The organism is Pandoraea pulmonicola (assembly GCF_000815105.2).
GTDB classification, from domain to species: Bacteria; Pseudomonadota; Gammaproteobacteria; order Burkholderiales; family Burkholderiaceae; genus Pandoraea; species Pandoraea pulmonicola.
This window is the reverse complement of sequence record NZ_CP010310.2, coordinates 2,233,305-2,253,383: the sequence shown is the minus strand read 5'-3', so window position 1 is coordinate 2,253,383 and position 20,079 is coordinate 2,233,305. Positions and strand designations below refer to the sequence as shown.

Sequence of the window (20,079 nt, the reverse complement as noted above, 5' to 3'; positions counted from 1 at the left end):
CGCGCCCTTGGGCGCGAATTTACGCCGCAATTTACGCGGATTTGGCCCCCTCGTCGAGCGCCTGGCGGATACCGCCGATGAATTCAGCCAGCGATTTTACCGCGTTCTGGCCCTCAGGATCACGCGGCGTGCTTTCCAGCCGTTGCACGATGGCGCTGCCGATGACCACGGCATCGGCCACCGACGCGATGGCGCGGGCCGTCTCGGCGTCGCGAATCCCGAAGCCGACACCGACCGGCAACGCCGCTGCCGCTTTGATTTCGGGGATCCTGGCGGCCACGCTGGCGAGATCGAGGCTGGCCGCCCCGGTCACCCCCTTCAGGGAGACGTAGTACAGATAGCCGCTCGCCTGGCGGGCCACCGCGGCGATGCGGGCCTCGGTCGACGTCGGCGCAAGCAGGAAGATCGGATCCATGCCACGGGCGCGCATCGCACCGGCATAGTCTTCGGCCTCCTCGGGCGGATAGTCGACGACCAGCACGCCGTCCACCCCGGCCTTGGCGGCGCGCTCGGCAAAGACATCGAGCCCCATCGCCTCGATCGGATTGGCGTAGCCCATGAGCACGACCGGCGTGCGGTCGTTGGTCTGACGGAAGGCGGCCACGTAGCCGAGCACTTCGGCCAGACTCACGCCGCGGGCGAGTGCGCGCTCCGAAGCACGCTGGATGACCGGACCGTCGGCCATCGGATCGGAGAACGGCACGCCGAGCTCGATGACGTCGGCGCCGTTATCCGCGAGCGCATGCATCAGCTTGACCGTCCAGCCCGGCTCGGGATCGCCGGCCGTGATGAACGGGATGAGGCCCTTCTTACCCTGCGCTTGCAAGGCTTGGAACGTCGCTTGAATGCGGGACATGATCGGAAAGTCTCTGAAGTCGTTGGTTGGCGAGCGCGTGGTAGTGCGCATTGAGCTCGAAGCCGACGAAACGTCGGCCGTGCAGCGCGCAAGCCACGGCAGTCGTGCCGCTGCCCATGAAGGGGTCGAGCACGAGCCCACCGGGCGGGCAACTGGCCAGCACCATGCGCTCGATGATATGCAGCGGTTTTTGCGTCGGATGATCGACGCGTTCGGGGTCTTGCCGGTGCAATCGCGAGATCGACCACAGATCCTTGGGGTTGTACCCCAGCTCCAGCCACTTGCTGCCCTCGAAGATGCGACGCGAACGCGCCTTCTTCGTTGCGGCGTCGTAGGGCACGCGCACGGCATCGAGGTCGAAGTAATAGTCCTTCGAGACCGCGAAAAAGCCGATGTTGTCGTGCACCGACGAGAAGCGCCGCGTGCTTCCGCCCATGCTGGGCACGCGGCGATCCCAGATGATCTCGTTGATCATCAGCATGCGCTGCTTGAGAAACACGAACAGCTCGGGCGCGTACTGCCATGTGCAGAACAGATACAGCGAGCCGCGCGGCGCGAGCTTCGGAATCGCCGCTTCCAGCCAGCCGTACGTCCAGCCGAGGAAGTCCTCGCCGGAGCGCTTGTCGGAGTCGTTGCCGTAGTCCTTGCCGAGCCCGTACGGCGGGTCGGCAAGGATCAGGTCGACGCTGCCGTCTTCCAGTTCGTGCACATGCTGCAGGAAGTCCGCATGACGCAACGTGATGTCGCCCGGCGCCCAACGCGCGCGCAGCTCGCCGGCCGCTTCCAGGGCCTCGAGTCGTGCGGCGGCGGCTTCGGTGGCGTCCAGGGGACGCTCGGTCCCGAGGACGTCATTTTTTGCCTTGCGATCGCTCAGATCGGTCATGCTGGTTCCGGTTACCTTGTCGGATCAGTGGGGAGTCTCGCGACGCCGCTTACGCGCTCACGCGCCCTCGGGCGCCGGCTTCGCCAGCGCCATCACGGTGTGCATGTCCTTGTCGCCGCGTCCCGAGAGATTGACCAGCACGATCTGGTCGCTCGGCAGCGTCGGCGCAAGCTTGCACGCGTAGGCGAGCGCGTGGCTCGACTCCAGCGCGGGGATGATGCCCTCGATCCGGCAGCAATCGTGAAATGCCTTGAGGGCCTCGGTGTCGGTGATGCCGACGTACTCGGCGCGCTTGATGTCGTGCAGCCACGCATGCTCCGGCCCCACGCCCGGATAGTCCAGCCCGGCCGAGATCGAGTGCGTCTCGGTGATCTGGCCGTTCGCATCCTGCAGCAGGTACGTGCGGTTGCCATGCAGGACGCCCGGCGTGCCGCCGATGATCGACGCCGCGTGACGGCCGGTCTCGATGCCGTCGCCGGCCGCTTCCACGCCGATCAGCTTCACGTCCGGCACGTCGATGTACGGATAAAAAATGCCCATCGCGTTCGAGCCGCCGCCGACGCAGGCGAGCACGTAATCCGGCTGACGGCCGGCGAGCTCGGGCATCTGCACCTTGCACTCCTCGCCGATCACGCTCTGGAAATCGCGCACGAGCATGGGGTACGGATGCGGGCCGGCCACCGTGCCGATGATGTAGAACGTGCTCTCGACGTTCGTCACCCAGTCGCGCATGGCTTCGTTGAGCGCGTCCTTGAGCGTCCTGGAGCCGGACTCCACAGGCACGACGGTCGCGCCCAGCAATTGCATGCGATAAACGTTGGCGGCCTGGCGCTTGACGTCTTCCGCGCCCATGTAGACCACGCACTCCATGCCGAAGCGCGCGGCGATGGTGGCTGTCGCCACGCCATGCTGCCCGGCCCCCGTCTCGGCGATCACACGGCGCTTGCCCATGCGACGCGCGAGCAGCGCCTGACCGATCACGTTGTTCACCTTGTGCGCGCCGGTATGGTTCAGGTCCTCGCGCTTGAGGTACACCTGCGCACCGCCGAGTTCGCGGCTCCAGCGTTTGGCGTGATAGATCGGCGACGGACGGCCGACGTAGTGCTTCAGTTCGTAATGGAATTCTTCGAGGAAGGCCGGATCGCGCTGGTACTTGGCATACGCGTCGCGCAATTCGTCGAGCGCGTGAATCAGCGTCTCGGCCACAAAGACACCGCCGTACGGGCCGAAATGGCCGCGGGCGTCAGGTAAATCGTACATGGTCGTCACTCTTCGCAGTACCGGTGCCGGGCCCTTGCGGCCGTCGCACCGGCGGGTTGCTCATTCGGCGTCGGCGGCACGCACCGCGTGCACGAACGCCGTCATGCGGGCGGGATCCTTCACGCCCCGTGACGCCTCCACACCGCTCGACACGTCGACGGCGTACGGCGTCACCTGCCGGATGGCATCAGCAACGTTGTGTGCGTTCAAGCCACCACTCAAAACGGCCCGACGCGCGATGTCTTTTGGAATAAGTGACCAATCGAAGACCTTTCCTCCACCACCGTAGCCCTCCACCAGGGCGTCGAGCAAGAGGCCTTGCGCGGCGGTGTATGCGTTGGCGAATTGTAGCAAATCGCCGCTGTTTTTCGTCTCAGGGCCGATACGCATGGCGCGCAGGTACGGACGGTGTCCGGCCGCCGCCGAGAGCGCCGCGCATTGCTCGGGCGTCTCGTCACCGTGAAACTGCAGGCTCGTGAGCGGCACGACCTCGACCGTACGGGCGATTTCGTCGGCCGTCGCGTTGACGAACAGGCCTACCACGCTCACGTACGGCGGCACCCGGCGAGCGAGCTCGGCCGCGCGCGTCAGGTCCACGAAACGCGGGCTGGGTGGATAGAAGACGAGGCCGATCGCGTCCACACCGAGCGCGACGGCATGATCGACGTCAGCCGGCTGCGACAGGCCGCAAATCTTGATTCGCGTACGAGTGTTGAGGGATTTCATGCACTGCCCCACGGCATCGGAAACGGCCACGCGGCCCAGTTGGGCTCGGGCACCGCGAAACGATCAGGATACCCCACGCGCGCCAGATACAAGCCGTCGGGCATGAACGTCGGCGCGGCCTGACGGCGGTCGCGGCTCGCGAGCACATCCGCCATCCAGCTTGCGGACTGGCGTCCCCGACCGATCGCCACGAGGCATCCCATGATGTTGCGCACCATGTGGTGCAGGAACGCGCTCGCGCGGAACCGGAACACGAAGAAATGCCCCTGCTGTTCAATGTCGATCGCGTACAGGTGCTTTACGGGCGTCCTGGCCTGGCACTCGGACGAACGAAACGCCGAGAAGTCGTGCTCCCCGACGAGCGCCTGGCTCGCGCTGCGCATCGCATCGAGGTCGAGCGGCGTGTGCAGCCAGCCACAACGGCCATCCAGCAACGGAGAGCGCACCGGATGCACGTAGAGCACATAGAAATACGTGCGCTCGAACGCGGCAAAGCGCGCGTGGAAGTCGTCGGGCATCGCCTGCGCCCATTGCACAGCGACGGTCTTCGGCAGGAACGCGTTGACACCGCGCACCCACGAGAACATGGCGCGATCCAGCTCGGTGTCGAAATGCACGACCTGGCCGATGCCGTGCACACCGGTGTCGGTACGGCCCGCGACGGTCGTCGGCAGCGCAACGCCGCCGAATTCGCGCAGCGCCGCCTCGAGCGCCTGCTGCACGGTGTTGCCGTGCGGCTGCGATTGCCAGCCGGAAAACGCCGTGCCGTCGTAGTGGATGCCCAGTGCGATTCGCATATGCGCCAAACGTGATGCGCGCCCCGCGGCGCGCCTGCGGTAAAAAGAAAAACGGGCGCCCAACCTACGGGCGCCCCAAACTACGGTCAATCTGTGGAGTGTTCGCCGTTGCGTCGCGCCGCCGTCACTTGCCCAGCTCGGCCAGTCGCGTGCGCGCCAACGATTGCTGGGCGGCGTCGCCACCGGCGATCACTTCCTCGAGCAACTCGCGCGCGCCATCGTCGTCGCCGATGGTCTGATACGCCATGGCCAGTTCGAGCTTCGTATGGAACTCGTCCGGCACCTCGAGCTCGCTCGACGCCGCTGCCGCAGGCGTCGCGGCATGCGGCACGATCGGCTCGGCACCCGCGAAGGTCGCCACGGGCGCTGCGTCCTGTGCCTGCGGCGCAGCCGGGACGGCGGCGTACGGCGAATCCGGTTCGGGCGGCGCCAGTGTCCCATGCGAGACCAACGCCTCCTCGTCCGTCCCGGCCGGCAAGACCGGCGCGTTCACGAAGGCGGGGGCTCCCGAGGTGTCGTCACCCTTCAGGTCGAGACTGAAATCCGACAGGTCGAACGACATCGGTTTGAGCGACGGGGCTTCGTGCGCCTTGTCCGTATAGCTGCCGTGCGAGGCTTCCGAGGCGGCCCGCGCCTGTGCCATCGCGGCATCGAAATCGGCGTCGCTCAGTTCGTCATGGACGTCGGTTGCGTCCGCCTCGCCAGCCACTTCCTCATGCTCGGGCGAGCCCTGCGGCGCCATCTTGAACTGCACCGAACCGAGGCCCTGCGTCAGCGACGGCAACGCATCGCTCGAAATCGTACCGACGTGCGCCGGTTGGCCGGGAATCGACAGATCCAGATCGCCCAGCATGCCGGCCACACCGCCATCCGGCGTCGCCTCGGCGGCGATCGTCCCCGCTGCCGGCCCGGACTCGGGGGCTGACGCACGTGACTCATCCGCCGTCCGGTCCGATGGGGCGGCCGCAGCCGCCGCGCCACCAACCGCCGCCGCTGCACCCAAGGATTCCAGCGATGACAAGGTTGTGTCGGCCGGATCGCCGTGCGTCTCAGGGGCTTCGCCCGTCTGCTCGGCGAACGCCGCATCCCAGTCGATTTCAGGCTCGCTGGCGGGTTGCGCGGCCGACGCTTCCTCCATGGCCAGCGGCTCGCTCACGAACGGCTCATGGGCCGTGTGGGTAGCTTCCTGGGCATTGTCGGCGACCGACACACCGAGCCCGTCGGCTTGCGCCTTGTCGGCCAGTTCGTCGGTCAGCGGTTCCTGTTCGGCATCCCACTCGCCCGGTGCACTGGCGTCGGCCGCCACCGGGTCGACCGGCGTCTCGTCGGTCGTGGGGTGCAGGTGTTCGTCCGCTTCCGCCTGATTGGCCGCGTACAGCGCCGCGGCACCGGCCGCACCGGCTGCCACGACACCAGCCGTCGCCACGCCGTGCGAGGACGTGGGCTCCTCCGGCGAGCCGTCGTGCTGCGCATCGGCATCATGACCGTCATGGCCGACATGATCATCGCGCCCATCGTCATACGGCCCCGGCTGGCCGGCGGGCGGCTCGGCGCGGCGACGCCGCATCAGCCACCACAGGCCAAGCAGCACGGCCAATACTCCCGCACCCGGCAAGACGTACGGATTCTCACGCACCGCGCGCCAGCTCATGCCGCCGTTCACGCTCGGCTTGGCGGCGGCAGGCGCACTTGCTGTGGCTTCGGTCGACGCGGCGGAGGCGGTCGTGGCGTCGCTTGCCGCTCCGGCTGCGGTGGCTGCCGCAGATTCCGAGGCGCCTGCGCCGGCCTCGGCCGACGAGGCGACGGCGTCCGAAGCGACGGCCGTCGCGGCACTGGCGCCGGCGTCGGTTGCGTTGGCCGTGTTGGCCCCGACCGACGCACCCGCGTCGGCGCTCTTGCCGGTATTGCTTGCCTGCTTCGCCGCGGCCGCAGCCGTCTTCCCATCGGCGGATTTCGCCGTCTTGTCTTGCGCACCCGCCCCGGAAGCGGTGGCGGCCTGCTCCTCCAGATTGGCGACGGCTTGATTCTTCATCGCCAACAACTTCTGGAGATCTGCTACGTTCTTCTGCAACTCGTTCACCCTGCCCTGAGCCTCGGTCTGCGCCTTGCCCTGGGCGATCTGTTCTTCTTCGCTGCCGCCCGCACGTCCAGCCGTGCCGGCCGCGCTGCCCTTGCCGGGCCGCGACAGCTTCAATTCATCGCGCGTGGCGGGGGCGGCGGCTTCCGGCGCCTTGCCCGCTTCGATCGCGCCCTGTGCACTGCGGCCACCGGCCGGTGCCGTCCGCTGCGCCGTCGAATCGGCCAGCCGCGCGCGATACGCGTCAAACTGTTCCCGCGCCGCGGCCACGAACTTGCGAGCCTGCGCGGGAGGAATGCTCTGCACCTGTGCATCGGCGGGACGGTTCAGCGTCGCGCCCTTACGCAAACGATTCGGATCGTTCCCGATAAACGCCGAGCGGTTCGCCTCGAACAACGCGGCCATCATCTGCGCCAGCGTCGCGCCGCCTTCGCCCCCCGTGAATTCACGAGCGATCGACGACAGCGACTCGCCGGCGCCGACCGTGTGCGCCGCCTCTGCCGAAGCCGCGGACGACACGCCCCCTTCGGCACGCGTCGGCGCGGCTGCCTGGGTGGTGGAGGAAGCGGACGAAGCGGATGGAGCGGCCGGCGAGACGAATTCCGAAGACTCGGCCGGTGCGGCCGTGGCGGCCGGCACGACGGCTTGCGGCTGCGCCGCGCTCGCTTCGGGAATTGCCGAGAGCGTAACCGCGTTGGACTGGCGGCCGGTGCGCCATTCGACCACCAGCAGCAAATCGAGGAACGACGTGCTCACCGGTTCGGCCGAATCGACATGCACGAGATAGGTGCCGCTGTAGCCGGCCTCGCGCCCGCCCGTGGGCGACACCGACACGGAGAGCTTCTCGAGCGTGGGGTCGTAGCGCAGACCGGCCTGCTTGAAAGCCTCGCGCGGCGCGAGCTTCACCGACAGACCGTCGGCTTCCGCCTGCGACACGTTGCCCAGCACGATCACGGCACGCAATGGCTGCCCCGGCCCCGAGCGCACCTGCTGCGGCCCGAATTCGGCCGCCCCGGCGTTCAGAATCCCGAGACTCCACAGAACAGCCGCCGCCGCGCTCAAGCGAAACGAGTTGCGGGACGAATTTGCGTGCTTGCCGATCGAGTATTTCCGCACTGTGTCTTGTCTAGCCTGTCAGTCGTTTGTCGTTGGCGTCCCCAGCCGAAAAAACGGCGAAAAAAGGGACGCCTCCCAAAGCGCGGACGGCGGCCTCGCGGGCCGCCGTTCTTCACGCCTTACCGATGCACCGCGACGCTCAAGCGTCGAGCAGGATCCGCAGCATGCGACGCAGCGGTTCCGCCGCGCCCCACAACAGTTGATCGCCCACCGTGAATGCCGACAGGTACTCCGGACCCATCGACATCTTGCGCAGACGCCCCACTGGAATCGTCATCGTGCCCGTCACGGCCGCGGGCGTCAAATCGGTCATCGACGCCTCGCGCGTATTCGGCACCACCTTCACCCAGTCGTTTGCCTGGCCGATGATGTCGGTCAGTTCGTCTAACGGCACGTCCCTCGTAAGCTTGATAGTCAGGGCCTGGCTGTGGCAGCGCATCGCACCGATGCGCACGCACAGACCGTCCACCGGAATCGCACGGGTGCCCGGGAAACCGTCGCCCAGACCCAGGATCTTGTTGGTTTCGGCCCCACCCTTCCATTCTTCCTTCGACTGCCCGTTGCCCAGATCCTTGTCGATCCAAGGAATCAGGTTGCCGCCGAGCGGCACGCCGAACTGCTTGGTCTCTTCGCCGGTGAGCGCGTGCTGCTTGGCCAGCACCTTGCGGTCGATTTCGAGAATGGCCGAATGCGGATCGTCGAGCAGCGCCTTGACCTCCGCATTGATGCTACCGAACTGCGTGAGCAGTTCGCGCATGTGCTGCGCACCGCCGCCGGAGGCCGCCTGATACGTCATCGACGTCAGCCAGTCGACCAGGTCATGCTGGAACAGGCCGCCGAGACCCATCAGCATACAGCTCACGGTGCAGTTGCCGCCGATGAAGTTCCGGGTGCCCTTCACGAGCGAATTCTTGATCACGTTGAGGTTGACCGGATCGAGCACGATGACGGCATCGTCCTTCATGCGCAGCGTCGAGGCTGCATCGATCCAGTAGCCGTTCCAGCCCGCCGCGCGCAGCTTCGGGAAGATCTCGGTAGTGTAGTCACCGCCCTGGCAGGTAATGATGATGTCGCATTTTTTCAGCTCGTTGACATCATTGGCGTCTTTCAGCGAAGTCTCGTTCTTCGCCATCGACGGGGCTTTGCCGCCCGCGTTGCTGGTGCTGAAAAACACCGGCTCGATCAAGGCGAAGTCGTTCTCCTGCTGCATGCGCTGCATCAGGACCGAACCGACCATGCCCCGCCAACCTACCAGACCTACGGTTTTCATTTATCCACTCTCTTATCGTTGCAATTGCGCCGGGGGCGTCTCACGACGCCCCGTCGGCTCTATAGCGCGGCAACCACCGCCGCGCCCATTTCGCGCGTACCAACCTTGGTCGCGCCCTCCTGCCAGATGTCGGGCGTGCGCAACCCCTGCGCCAGCACCTTCTTCACCGCGCTTTCCACGCGGTCGGCCTGTTCGGCACGGCCCAGCGTGTAGCGCAACATCATGGCAGCCGACAGGATCGTTGCCAACGGATTGGCCACGCCCTTGCCGGCGATGTCGGGGGCCGAACCGTGAGACGGCTCGTACAACCCCTTGTTGTTGGCGTCCAGCGACGCCGACGGCAGCATGCCGATCGAACCCGTGAGCATTGCGGCTTCGTCCGACAGGATATCGCCGAACATGTTGCCAGTCACCACCACGTCGAAGTTCTTCGGCGCCTTGACCAGTTGCATCGCGGCGTTATCGACATACATGTGCGAGAGTTCGACGTCCGGATACTGCTTCGCGACCTCGATCATCGTGTCGCGCCACAGTTGCGAGGTCTCGAGCACATTGGCCTTGTCCACCGAACACAGACGCTTGCCCCGCTTGGCCGCCGCCTGGAACGCCACGTGCGCGATGCGCTCCACTTCCGGCACGCTATAGCGCATGGTATCAAAACCTTCGCGGGCGCCTTCGAAAGCACCGTCCGGCGACTGGCGAAAGCCCTTGGGCTGACCGAAGTAGATGTCGCCGTTCAGTTCGCGAATGATCAGGATGTCCAGCCCTGCCACGATCTCCGGCTTCAGGCTCGAGGCGTCCGCCAGTTCCTTGTACAGGATGGCCGGGCGGAAGTTGGCGAAGAGCTGCAGATGCTTGCGCAGCCCCAGGATGGCCTGCTCGGGACGCAGCGCGCGCTCCAGCGAGTCGTACTTCCAGTCGCCCACGGCGCCGAACAGGATGGCGTCGGCCTCCTTGGCGAGCTTGAGCGTGGCGTCCGGCAGGGGATGACCCGCGGCCTCGTAGCCGGCGCCGCCCACGGGCGCCTCTTCCAGTTCGAACTTCTCGCCAAGCGCGTTGAGCACATTGACGGCTTCCGTCACGATTTCCGGACCAATGCCGTCACCCGGCAACACTGCGATTTTCATGCGTTCTCCTTGAATGCCCGGGCTCAGCCCGGCAGACGCGTTGCGAGCCACGGCTGCTTGGCGAGCCGCTCGGCCTCGTAGGCGCGAATCTTGTCGGCGTGACGCAGCGTCAGGCCGATGTCGTCGAAGCCGTTCAACAGGCAGTACTTGCGGAACGGTGCAATGTCGAACTCGTAGGCTCGGCCATCGGCGGCGATGACCGCCTGCTTGTCCAGGTCGATCGTCAACTGGTAGCCGTTGAACGCAGCCGTCTCGTTGAACAGGTGATCGACCTGCATTTCGGACAACGCGATCGGCAACAGCCCGTTCTTGTAGCAGTTGTTGAAGAAGATGTCGGCGAAGCTCGGCGCGATAACGGCACGGAAGCCGTATTGCTGCAGCGCCCAGGGCGCATGCTCACGCGAGCTGCCACATCCGAAGTTCTTGCGCGAGAGCAGGATCGTCGCGCCCTGGAAGCGCGGCTGGTTGAGCACGAAGTTCGGGTTCAGCGGACGCGTGCTGCAATCCTGGCCCGGCTGACCGACGTCGAGATAACGCCACTCGTCGAACAGGTTCGGGCCGAAGCCCGTGCGCTTGATCGACTTCAGGAATTGCTTGGGGATGATCGCGTCGGTATCGACGTTCTCGCGATCGAGCGGTGCCACCAACCCCGTATGGACGGTAAATTTTTCCATCACAAACCACCTGATCAAAACAGTTCGGCGGCGGCCCCGCCCCCTCGGGCACGGCCATCGACGCCGGAAATTTCGTGGGTGCGCGAGCGAAGCGAACCGCCTCGCGCCGCGCACCGTCGCATCACTTCTTCGCCGCGTTCTCGAGCGCGGAGCCTGCCGCCTGCGTGTCCTTGCCCAGACCCGCCATCGTGTTGCAGCCCGCCACGCCGAACACCAGCACCGCACCGATCAGCATCCACAGTTTCTTCATGATGTTTTCTCTTTCAAAGAAAGTGTCAAACGACGGATAAATCGATGCGTTCGCGTCAGACGAGACGTCGCACGTCGACGAAGTGGCCTTCGATCGCGGCCGCAGCCGCCATCGCCGGGCTCACCAGGTGCGTGCGTCCGCCCGCGCCCTGACGGCCTTCGAAGTTGCGGTTCGAGGTCGAGGCGCAACGCTCGCCCGGCTCCAGCCGGTCGGCGTTCATCGCCAGGCACATCGAGCAGCCTGGCTCGCGCCATTCGAAACCGGCGGCCTTGAACACCTTGTCGAGCCCTTCTTCCTCGGCCTGTTGCTTGACCAGCCCCGAGCCCGGCACGACCATCGCGAGACGCACGTTCGACGCCACCCGGCGGCCGAGCTTCTTCACCACGTAGGCCGCAGCGCGAATATCCTCGATGCGCGAGTTGGTGCACGAGCCGATGAACACCTTGTCGACGTTGATGCTCGCCATCGGCGTATCCGGCGTGAGCGCCATGTACTCCAGCGCGCGCTCCATGGCGCTGCGCTTGACCGGATCCTTTTCCTTCTCGGGATCGGGCACGCGGTCTTCGATGCTCACCACCATTTCCGGCGACGTGCCCCAGCTCACCTGAGGGCGCAGCGTGCTCGCGTCGATTTCCACGACGTGATCGAAATGCGCGCCGGCGTCGGAGTGGAAGGTCCGCCAATAGGCTTCGGCCTGCTGGAATTCGACGCCCGTCGGTGCGAACGGACGGCCTTTCACGTAGTTGATCGTCGTATCGTCGACCGCCACCAGACCCGCACGCGCACCGGCCTCGATGGCCATGTTGCACACGGTCATGCGGCCTTCCATCGTGAGCGAGCGAATCGCCGAGCCGGCGAACTCGATCGTGTAGCCCGTGCCGCCGGCCGTGCCGATCCTGCCGATGACGGCCAGCACGATGTCCTTCGCGGAGCAGCCGCGCGGCAACGTGCCTTCCACCTTCACGAGCATGTTCTTGCTCTTCTTCATGAGCAGCGTCTGCGTGGCGAGCGTGTGCTCGACCTCCGACGTGCCGATGCCGAACGCGAGCGCACCGAAGGCGCCGTGCGTGGACGTGTGCGAGTCGCCGCACACCACCGTCATGCCCGGCAGCGTGGCGCCCTGCTCCGGGCCGATCACGTGCACGATGCCCTGGCGCACGTCGTTCATCTTGAATTGGGTGATGCCGAAGTTGTCGCAGTTGCTGTCGAGCGTGTCGACCTGCAGACGCGAAATCGGATCGGCGATGCCTTGCGTGCGGTCCGTGGTCGGCACGTTGTGGTCCGACACGGCAAGGTTGGCCGACAGACGCCAGACCGGACGCTGCGCGAGTTTTAGCCCCTCGAACGCCTGCGGACTGGTCACCTCGTGCAGCAGGTGACGGTCGATATAGAGCAACGTGGTGCCATCGTCCTCGGTATGCACGACATGTGCATCCCACAATTTGTCATACAGCGTCTTGGCCATGATAAAAACGCGGGGCTGAATATCGTTCTGTGAACGGAAACCGTTCCGGGAACTTTTGATTATGCCATAGCGCTTTCGCGCCGGCGGAATACGAAATCCCCGGGAAACCGGGCGGTAAACGCACGATCAACCGGGGATTTGTGCGAATCACGGCAGCTTGTGCCGTGGCTTCGAATATAGCGCAACGAGGGCTCGTTGCGGTGCGCACCGCCTTGCCGTTTCGGCAAGGTCGCGGTGCCGGCACGGCAAGCGGGGGCCGTGCCGGACGCGTCGACAGCGCTTAGCGCTTATCGATCGGCGCGACTTCGCGCGGCGTGTGGCCGATGAACAGCTGACGCGGACGACCGATCTTCTGATCCGGCTCACCGATCATCTCGTTCCACTGCGCGATCCAGCCCACGGTACGGGCCAGCGCGAAGATGCAGGTGAACATCGAGGTCGGGATGCCCAGCGCGCGCTGAACGATGCCCGAGTAGAAGTCGACGTTCGGGTACAGCTTGCGCGACACGAAGTATTCGTCTTCCAGCGCGATCTTCTCGAGCTGCATGGCCAGCTTGAACAGCGGGTCGTCGTGCAGGCCCAGTTCGTTGAGCACCTCGTAGCACGTCTCGCGCATCAGCTTGGCGCGCGGGTCGTAGTTCTTGTACACGCGGTGACCGAAGCCCATGAGCTTCACGCCCGAATTCTTGTCCTTCACCTGCTTGATGAACTCGGGGATCTTGTCCGGCGAACCGATCTGCTCGAGCATGTTCAGCGCGGCCTCGTTCGCACCACCGTGCGCCGGGCCCCACAGACAGGCGATACCGGCGGCGATACAGGCGAACGGGTTCGCGCCCGAGGAACCGGCCAGACGCACGGTCGAGGTCGAAGCGTTCTGCTCGTGATCGGCGTGCAGGATCAGGATACGGTCGAGTGCGCGCACCAGCACGTCGTTGACCTTGTACTCTTCGCACGGGTTGGCGAACATCATGCGCATGAAGTTCGCGCTGTACGACAGGTCGTTGCGCGGGTACACGAACGGCTGGCCGATGCTGTACTTGTACGCCATGGCGACGAGCGTCGGCAACTTGGCGATCAGACGAATCGCCGAGACCTCGCGGTGATTCGGGTTATTGATATCCAGCGAGTCGTGGTAGAACGCCGAGAGGGCGCCGACCGAGCCGGTCAGCACAGCCATCGGGTGCGCATCGCGACGGAAACCGCGGAAGAAGAAGTTCATCTGCTCGTGAACCATCGTGTGACGGGTCACGGTCTGAACGAACTCTTCCTTTTGCTGCACGTTCGGCAGTTCGCCCTTGAGCAGCAGATACGAGGATTCGAGGAAGTCGCAGTGAGTCGCCAACTGCTCGATCGGGTAGCCGCGGTACAGCAGCTCGCCCTTGTCGCCATCGATGTAGGTGATGGCCGAATTGCACGACGCCGTCGACATGAAGCCCGGGTCGTATGTGAATTTGCCGGTCTGGCCGTACAGCTTGCGGATGTCGATCACATCCGGGCCCATCGTTCCCTGATAAATCGGCAGTTCGACGCTGGGCGAACCGTCAGAGAAAGATAGGGTGGCTTTAACATCAGACGGAGTCATATCGCTTCCTCAAAAAAATACTGAAACCCTACACGGCACGCAAAAGCGCCAGCAGGCGCCGCACGTCCGGCCCGTCCAGATCCGCGTCGGGCTCTTTACGCGCTAGCAGCAGATCCATCAAATCGTTGTCGCTCAAGTCGAGCAGTTTCGTGAGGGCGCCCACATCCTCGTCGGTCATCGAGGCTTCGTACCTGGCGAAGAATCGTTCGAGGATCAGGTCGTTTTCCAGCAAACCGCGGCGTGCCCGCCAGCGCAGGCGGGCACGTTTGACCGGATCGGACTGGTGAGTGTTATCCGGCATGATCGTGGGGTCAGACGGCGCGACGCACCATCAATTCCTTGATCTTGCCGATTGCCTTCGTCGGGTTCAGACCCTTCGGGCACACGTCGACGCAGTTCATGATCGTGTGGCAGCGGAACAAACGGTACGGATCTTCCAGATTGTCCAGACGCTCGTTGGTCGCCGTGTCGCGGCTGTCCGCGATGAAACGGTAGGCCTGCAGCAGACCGGCCGGGCCGACGAACTTGTCCGGGTTCCACCAGAAGCTCGGGCACGAGGTCGAGCACGAAGCACACAGAATACACTCGTACAGACCATCGAGCTCATCACGCTGCTCGGGCGACTGCAGACGCTCCTTCTCCGGTGCCGGCTCGGGATTGATCAGGTACGGCTTGATCGAGTGGTACTGGTTGAAGAAGTGCGTCATGTCGACGATCAGGTCGCGAATGACGGGCAGCCCCGGCAGCGGGCGCAGCACGATCTTGTTCGGTAGATCGTTCATGTTGGTCAGGCAGGCCAGACCGTTCTTGCCGTTGATGTTCATCGCGTCCGAACCGCACACGCCTTCACGGCACGAACGGCGGAAAGCGATGCCTTCGTCGATCTTCTTGAGCTTGACCAGAGCGTCCAGCAGCATGCGCTCGTGACCGTCGAGCTCGACCTCGTAGGTCTGCATGTACGGTGCGGCGTCCTTGTCCGGATCGTAGCGGTAGATTTCAAAAATGCGTTTCATGATCTTGCGAATCCCTTAGAACGTCCGCGCCTTGGGCGGGACCGAGTCGACGGTCAGCGGCTTCATCTGCACCGGCTTGTATTCCAGACGGTTGCCTTCGCTGAAGAACAGCGAATGGCGCATCCAGTTGGCGTCGTCGCGCTCCGGATAATCGCTGTGCGCGTGCGCACCACGGCTTTCCTTGCGGGCTTCGGCTGCGATCATGGTGGCCTTGGCCACTTCGATCAGGTTGTCGACTTCCAGCGCTTCCATGCGCGCGGTGTTGAAGACCTTCGACTTGTCCTTCAGGTGGACGTGCGACACGCGCTCGGCCACTTGCTTGATCTCGTCCACGCCTTCCTTGAGCAGTTCCGAGGTACGGAACACGCCGGCGTGCTTCTGCATCGTCGCGCGAATGTCGTTGGCGATGTCCTGCGCGTACTCGCCCGAGCTCGACGCTTCCAGACGCCCCAGACGCGCCAGTGCGTTCTCGCCGGCGTCGGCGGGCAGCGGCTTGTGCTCGCCATGGTTCTTCACGAAGTCGACGATGTGGTTGCCGGCCGCACGGCCGAACACCACCAGGTCGAGCAGCGAGTTCGTGCCCAGACGGTTTGCACCGTGGACCGACACGCACGAGCACTCGCCCACAGCGTAGAAACCGTTGACCGGCGTCGAGGCGCCGTTCTTCTCGACGACAACCTGACCGTTGTAGTTCGTCGGAATACCGCCCATCTGATAGTGGATGGTCGGCACGACGGGGATCGGTTCCTTGATCGCGTCGACGTTGGCGAACTTCAGCGCGATTTCGCGAATCGACGGCAGGCGCTTCATGATCGTCTCGGCACCGATGTGCGAGAGGTCGAGCAGCACGTAGTCGCCGTTCGGGCCGCAGCCACGGCCTTCCTTGATTTCCTGGTCCATCGAACGCGACACGAAGTCGCGCGGCGCCAGATCCTTGAGCGTCGGCGCATAGCGCTCCATGAAGCGCTCGCCGTTCGAGTTGCGCAGAATGCCGCCTTCGCCGCGCACACCTTCGGTGATCAGCACGCCCGCGCCGGCCACGCCGGTCGGGTGGAATTGCCAGAATTCCATGTCTTCGAGCGGAATGCCCGCGCGCGCCGCCATGCCCAGACCGTCGCCGGTGTTGATGAACGCGTTGGTCGACGCCGCGTACACGCGACCGGCGCCGCCGGTGGCGAACAGCGTGCACTTGCCTTCGAGCAGGTAGACTTCGCCGGTTTCGAGTTCCAGCGCCGACACGCCGAGAACATCGCCCTCTTCGTTGCGGATCAGATCGAGTGCCATCCACTCCACGAAGAAGTGGGTCTTGGCCGCCACGTTCTGCTGGTACAGCGTGTGCAGCAGTGCATGACCGGTACGGTCGGCCGCCGCGCAGGCGCGCTGGACCGGCTTCTCGCCGTAGTTGGCCGTGTGGCCGCCGAACGGGCGCTGATAGATGGTGCCGTCCGGGTTACGGTCGAACGGCATGCCGAAGTGCTCCAGCTCGTAGACGGCGTTCGGCGCCTGACGGCACATGAACTCGATCGCGTCCTGGTCGCCGAGCCAGTCGGAGCCCTTGATGGTGTCGTAGAAGTGGTAATGCCAATTGTCTTCGCTCATGTTGCCGAGCGAAGCGCCAATGCCGCCCTGGGCGGCCACGGTATGCGAACGGGTGGGGAACACCTTGGACAGCACTGCCACCGACAGACCGGCCTTGGCCAGTTGCAGCGACGCGCGCATGCCCGAACCACCTGCGCCCACGATGACAACGTCAAAGCGGCGGCGCGGCAGCGAATTTTTAATTGCAGCCATTCTTTACACTCTCCACAGAATCTGCGCGGCGTAGCCAGCACAACCCAGCAGCCAGACGATCGTCAGCGCGTACAGCGCCAGTCGCAGGCCGACCGGCTTGACGTAGTCCATCCAGACGTCGCGCACACCGACCCACGCGTGATAGAACAGCGCGAGCAGCGTAACGAACGTGGCCAGCTTCATCCACTGATGCGAGAAGATGCCAGCCCAGCCTTCATAGGAGAAATCCTTGGCGGTGAAGAACCACACGAGAAGGATCACGGTGTACACGGCCATGATGACCGCGGTCATGCGCTGCGCGATCCAGTCGCGCAAGCCATAGTGCGCGCCGACGACGAGGCGCTTCGAACCGATATTGTTCTGTGCCATCTTAGAACGCTCCGAACAGCTTGAGGGCGACGGCCAGCGTCAGCACCAGCGACACGGCCAGCACGAGCACGGCCGAGCTCTTGCCCGCTTCCTTGCTCACGGCATCGTGGCTGAAGTCCATGCGAAGATGGCGCAGACCAGCACAGAAGTGGTGCAGGAACCCCCACGACAACGCCAGGATGACGAGCTTGACAAACCAGTTGGAGGCGATGCTTCGCAGAACGTCGAAGCTGAGTTCCGACGTGAGGCTCTGTTCGAACAGGAAAAGCGCGAACGGCAACAGAAGGAACAAGATCACACCGCTAATACGGTGCAGAATGGAAACGATACCAGCCGGCGGGAGACGGTACGTGACAAGCTGTCCGATACCGATATTCCTGTAGACTGGCCGCTCTTTTTTTACCACTTCAGCCATGCTAGACCCCATGTAGTTACATCAGCCCCGGATTTTAGCGCCGATTCTAGTGCGATGCACCATACCGGCTCCCAAACGCCCGGAAATTCCTGCCGACGACGCACGTCACGCCGTCGCTCCAACTGTTCCCGACTCTCAGGCGCTCGCCGGCCACGACACCGGCTCACTCCTGGCAAGTCGCCCTGCCCCTCTCAACTCAATTCGTTCTGGTAATGATGTTCCGTGGTGACGTACCAACCCCGGCGCACTTCCACCGGCTTGTCCCCATAGGTGTAGGAGACGCGCTCCACGCTCAGAAGCGGAAACCCCTTCGGCACCTTGAGCAGATCCGCGGTCACGTCGTCCGCCGCTACAGCGCGGATCTTTTCCACGGCGCGGATCATGCGCGTCCCGAATTCATCTTCGAAAAGGCCGTACATCGGCCCCTTGTACTCATTCAGCCTCTCCGCCGTCAGCCCGCGAAACAGCGCACCGGGCAGCCAGATTTCGTCGAGCACCGTCGGGCGATCCGAGAAGTCCATCATGCGACGAATCAGAATCACGCCATCGCCGGCGCGCAGCTCGAGCTGACGCGCGATTTCGGCCGGCGCGCGCGTGCGGCGGCACTCGATCAGGCGGCTGGGCGGGTGATGGGGTTCGCCCGAGTCGGGCGCAAGACGCAGAAACCGGAATTGCACCCGGTCCTCGTGATGGGTCGCGACGAAGGTGCCACGCCCCTGACGGCGCACGAGCAGATTCTCGGCGGCCAGTTCATCGATGGCTTTGCGCACCGTCCCCTGGCTCACCTTGTAGCGGGAGGCCAGATCGACTTCGCTGGGGATGATTTCGCCGGGCTTCCAGTCGCCGGCTTGCAGGCTCTGCGTGATGAGCCCCTTGATCTGCTGGTACAGCGGACTGAAGGTCGGCGACGCTCCCGCGGCGCCGACACTCTGCGCGGCCGCGGCGGCCGGTGCGGTGTCGCGCGCGCTGTCCGGTCGCTGCTGGGCATCGACAGGCGGCGTAGGGTTGGATGTGTCGCGAACGTTCGCATTCATGGCGGGGATTTGACCACAAATCAAGACCTTCGTCCATCGAATAACAGCAATAATCCTATGTCTTATATAAGACATAAGATAGAGTTGACATTCGTTGTAGCCACTCCTACACTGACGCGGGCTAACAGGGGCCTGTCGCCGCAGCACGGCTATCTTATAAGAGAGTCCGGTGCTTCGCACTCATCGATGGCAGCACACCCCGCAGCCCGCAAGCTTCCGTAGGTCAAGGAATTTTAGAAGCTTCATGTGACGCGGCGCTGTCAGCCTGGCAAAAGATGCCACCCGGACGGCGAGCCTACCCTGAGCTTCGCAGGAATTTGTACACGTCTGGAGAGATTCTCATGGCAAAACCCGCAATGCGTGTCGCCGTCACCGGCGCCGCTGGCCAAATCGGCTACTCCCTGCTGTTCCGCATCGCCAATGGCGACATGCTCGGCAAGGATCAGCCCGTCATCCTGCAACTGCTCGACCTCCCGCAAGCTCAAGCCGCCGTCAAGGGCGTGGTGATGGAGTTGGAAGACTGCGCGTTCCCGCTGCTCGCCGGCGTGGTCGTGACCGACGACCCGAAGGTCGCCTTCAAGGATGCCGACGTCGCCCTGCTGGTCGGCGCCCGTCCGCGTTCGAAGGGCATGGAGCGCAAGGATCTGCTCGAAGCCAACGGCGCGATCTTCACGGTGCAGGGCAAGGCCCTGGACGAAGTCGCCAAGCGCGACGTCAAGGTGCTCGTGGTCGGCAACCCGGCCAACACGAACGCCTACATCGCCATGAAGTCGGCACCGAACCTGCCGAAGGAAAACTTCACCGCGATGCTGCGCCTGGACCACAACCGGGCCCTGTCGCAACTCGCCGCCAAGACCGGCAAGCCGGTGTCGAGCATCGAAAAGCTGGCCGTGTGGGGCAACCACTCGCCGACGATGTACGCCGACTACCGCTTCGCCACGATCGACGGCCAGAGCGTGAAGGCCATGATCAACGACGACGCGTGGAACAACGACGTGTTCCTGCCGACCGTCGGCAAGCGCGGCGCCGCGATCATCGAAGCGCGTGGTCTGTCGTCGGCCGCTTCGGCCGCCAACGCCGCCATCGACCACATCCACGACTGGGTGCTGGGCTCGAACGGCAAGTGGGTCACGATGGGCATCCCGTCGGACGGCTCGTACGGCATCCCGCAAGATGTGATCTACGGCGTGCCGGTGATCTGCGAAAACGGCAAGTACAAGCGCGTGGAAGGCCTCGAGATCGACGCCTACTCGCGTGAAAAGATGAACATCACGCTCAACGAGCTCGAAGAAGAGCGCGCCGGCGTGGCCCATCTGCTGGGTTAATCCCCGGGGACTTCGGCCCCGCGCGGCGTCACAAGCGTCGCAACGGGCC

At 64.5% G+C, this 20,079-nt stretch carries 19 protein-coding genes; 1 reads left to right on the top strand and 18 read right to left on the bottom strand.

What is annotated here, in order from left to right; all coding sequences use genetic code 11:
• Positions 1–31: 31 nt before the first annotated feature.
• The 18 genes from trpA to RO07_RS09815 all read right to left on the bottom strand — a co-directional run bounded on the left by trpA (position 32) and on the right by RO07_RS09815 (position 18,705).
• Entirely contained in the window at positions 32–856 is an 825-nt protein-coding gene (gene trpA / locus RO07_RS09900; RefSeq protein WP_039410329.1) for a tryptophan synthase subunit alpha, read from the bottom strand.
• Complete coding sequence (locus RO07_RS09895; protein ID WP_084072539.1) at positions 810–1,739, bottom strand: DNA-methyltransferase; 930 nt, start codon at positions 1,737–1,739, stop codon at positions 810–812. The genes trpA and RO07_RS09895 overlap by 47 nt, the downstream gene beginning before the upstream one ends.
• 57 nt (positions 1,740–1,796) lie before the next feature.
• A complete protein-coding gene (gene trpB, locus RO07_RS09890; RefSeq protein ID WP_039410327.1) occupies positions 1,797–2,999 on the bottom strand; it encodes a tryptophan synthase subunit beta in 1,203 nt (400 codons plus the stop codon).
• Positions 3,000–3,059: 60 nt separating this feature from the next.
• A complete protein-coding gene (locus RO07_RS09885) occupies positions 3,060–3,725 on the bottom strand; it encodes a phosphoribosylanthranilate isomerase (RefSeq protein ID WP_039410324.1) in 666 nt (221 codons plus the stop codon).
• Positions 3,722–4,522: a tRNA pseudouridine(38-40) synthase TruA gene (gene truA / locus RO07_RS09880; RefSeq protein WP_039410321.1), complete on the bottom strand. Its 801-nt coding sequence runs from the start codon at positions 4,520–4,522 to the stop codon at positions 3,722–3,724. Before truA ends, RO07_RS09885 begins: the two co-directional genes overlap by 4 nt.
• 124 nt (positions 4,523–4,646) lie before the next feature.
• Positions 4,647–7,715, bottom strand: a complete 3,069-nt coding sequence (locus RO07_RS09875; RefSeq protein WP_039410317.1) for a FimV/HubP family polar landmark protein — start codon at positions 7,713–7,715, stop codon at positions 4,647–4,649.
• A 139-nt stretch (positions 7,716–7,854) separates the two neighbouring features.
• Positions 7,855–8,985 (bottom strand): aspartate-semialdehyde dehydrogenase, encoded by a 1,131-nt coding sequence (gene asd / locus RO07_RS09870; RefSeq protein WP_039410314.1) that lies wholly within the window; start codon positions 8,983–8,985, stop codon positions 7,855–7,857.
• A gap of 59 nt (positions 8,986–9,044) precedes the next feature.
• A complete protein-coding gene (gene leuB / locus RO07_RS09865) occupies positions 9,045–10,112 on the bottom strand; it encodes a 3-isopropylmalate dehydrogenase (protein ID WP_039410311.1) in 1,068 nt (355 codons plus the stop codon).
• A 23-nt stretch (positions 10,113–10,135) separates the two neighbouring features.
• Positions 10,136–10,786 carry a 3-isopropylmalate dehydratase small subunit gene (gene leuD / locus RO07_RS09860; protein ID WP_039410308.1) on the bottom strand — a complete coding sequence of 217 codons (651 nt, stop codon included), beginning with the start codon at positions 10,784–10,786 and terminating at the stop codon, positions 10,136–10,138.
• 121 nt (positions 10,787–10,907) lie between these two features.
• Positions 10,908–11,036 (bottom strand): entericidin A/B family lipoprotein, encoded by a 129-nt coding sequence (locus RO07_RS09855; RefSeq protein WP_039410305.1) that lies wholly within the window; start codon positions 11,034–11,036, stop codon positions 10,908–10,910.
• A 55-nt stretch (positions 11,037–11,091) separates the two neighbouring features.
• A complete protein-coding gene (leuC, locus tag RO07_RS09850; RefSeq protein ID WP_039410302.1) occupies positions 11,092–12,501 on the bottom strand; it encodes a 3-isopropylmalate dehydratase large subunit in 1,410 nt (469 codons plus the stop codon).
• A gap of 280 nt (positions 12,502–12,781) precedes the next feature.
• The gene (gltA, locus tag RO07_RS09845) at positions 12,782–14,083 is read right to left on the bottom strand and encodes a citrate synthase (RefSeq protein ID WP_039410299.1); all 1,302 of its coding nucleotides are present in this window, start codon (positions 14,081–14,083) and stop codon (positions 12,782–12,784) included.
• Positions 14,084–14,111: 28 nt separating this feature from the next.
• Positions 14,112–14,384: an FAD assembly factor SdhE gene (locus RO07_RS09840; protein WP_039410297.1), complete on the bottom strand. Its 273-nt coding sequence runs from the start codon at positions 14,382–14,384 to the stop codon at positions 14,112–14,114.
• 10 nt (positions 14,385–14,394) lie between these two features.
• Positions 14,395–15,099, bottom strand: coding sequence for a succinate dehydrogenase iron-sulfur subunit (locus RO07_RS09835; protein WP_039410294.1), 705 nt, complete (start codon positions 15,097–15,099; stop codon positions 14,395–14,397).
• 12 nt (positions 15,100–15,111) lie between these two features.
• Positions 15,112–16,887: a succinate dehydrogenase flavoprotein subunit gene (sdhA, locus tag RO07_RS09830; protein WP_039410293.1), complete on the bottom strand. Its 1,776-nt coding sequence runs from the start codon at positions 16,885–16,887 to the stop codon at positions 15,112–15,114.
• A 3-nt stretch (positions 16,888–16,890) separates the two neighbouring features.
• Complete coding sequence (gene sdhD / locus RO07_RS09825; RefSeq protein ID WP_039410290.1) at positions 16,891–17,256, bottom strand: succinate dehydrogenase, hydrophobic membrane anchor protein; 366 nt, start codon at positions 17,254–17,256, stop codon at positions 16,891–16,893.
• 1 nt (position 17,257) lies between these two features.
• Complete coding sequence (sdhC, locus tag RO07_RS09820; RefSeq protein ID WP_039410288.1) at positions 17,258–17,671, bottom strand: succinate dehydrogenase, cytochrome b556 subunit; 414 nt, start codon at positions 17,669–17,671, stop codon at positions 17,258–17,260.
• A gap of 191 nt (positions 17,672–17,862) precedes the next feature.
• Positions 17,863–18,705, bottom strand: coding sequence for a GntR family transcriptional regulator (locus tag RO07_RS09815; RefSeq protein ID WP_039410284.1), 843 nt, complete (start codon positions 18,703–18,705; stop codon positions 17,863–17,865).
• A gap of 341 nt (positions 18,706–19,046) precedes the next feature.
• Between RO07_RS09815 and RO07_RS09810 the strand changes: the two genes are divergently transcribed.
• On the top strand, positions 19,047–20,030 hold the full coding sequence (locus tag RO07_RS09810; RefSeq protein ID WP_039410281.1) for a malate dehydrogenase: 984 nt from the start codon (positions 19,047–19,049) through the stop codon (positions 20,028–20,030).
• Positions 20,031–20,079 lie beyond the last annotated feature (49 nt).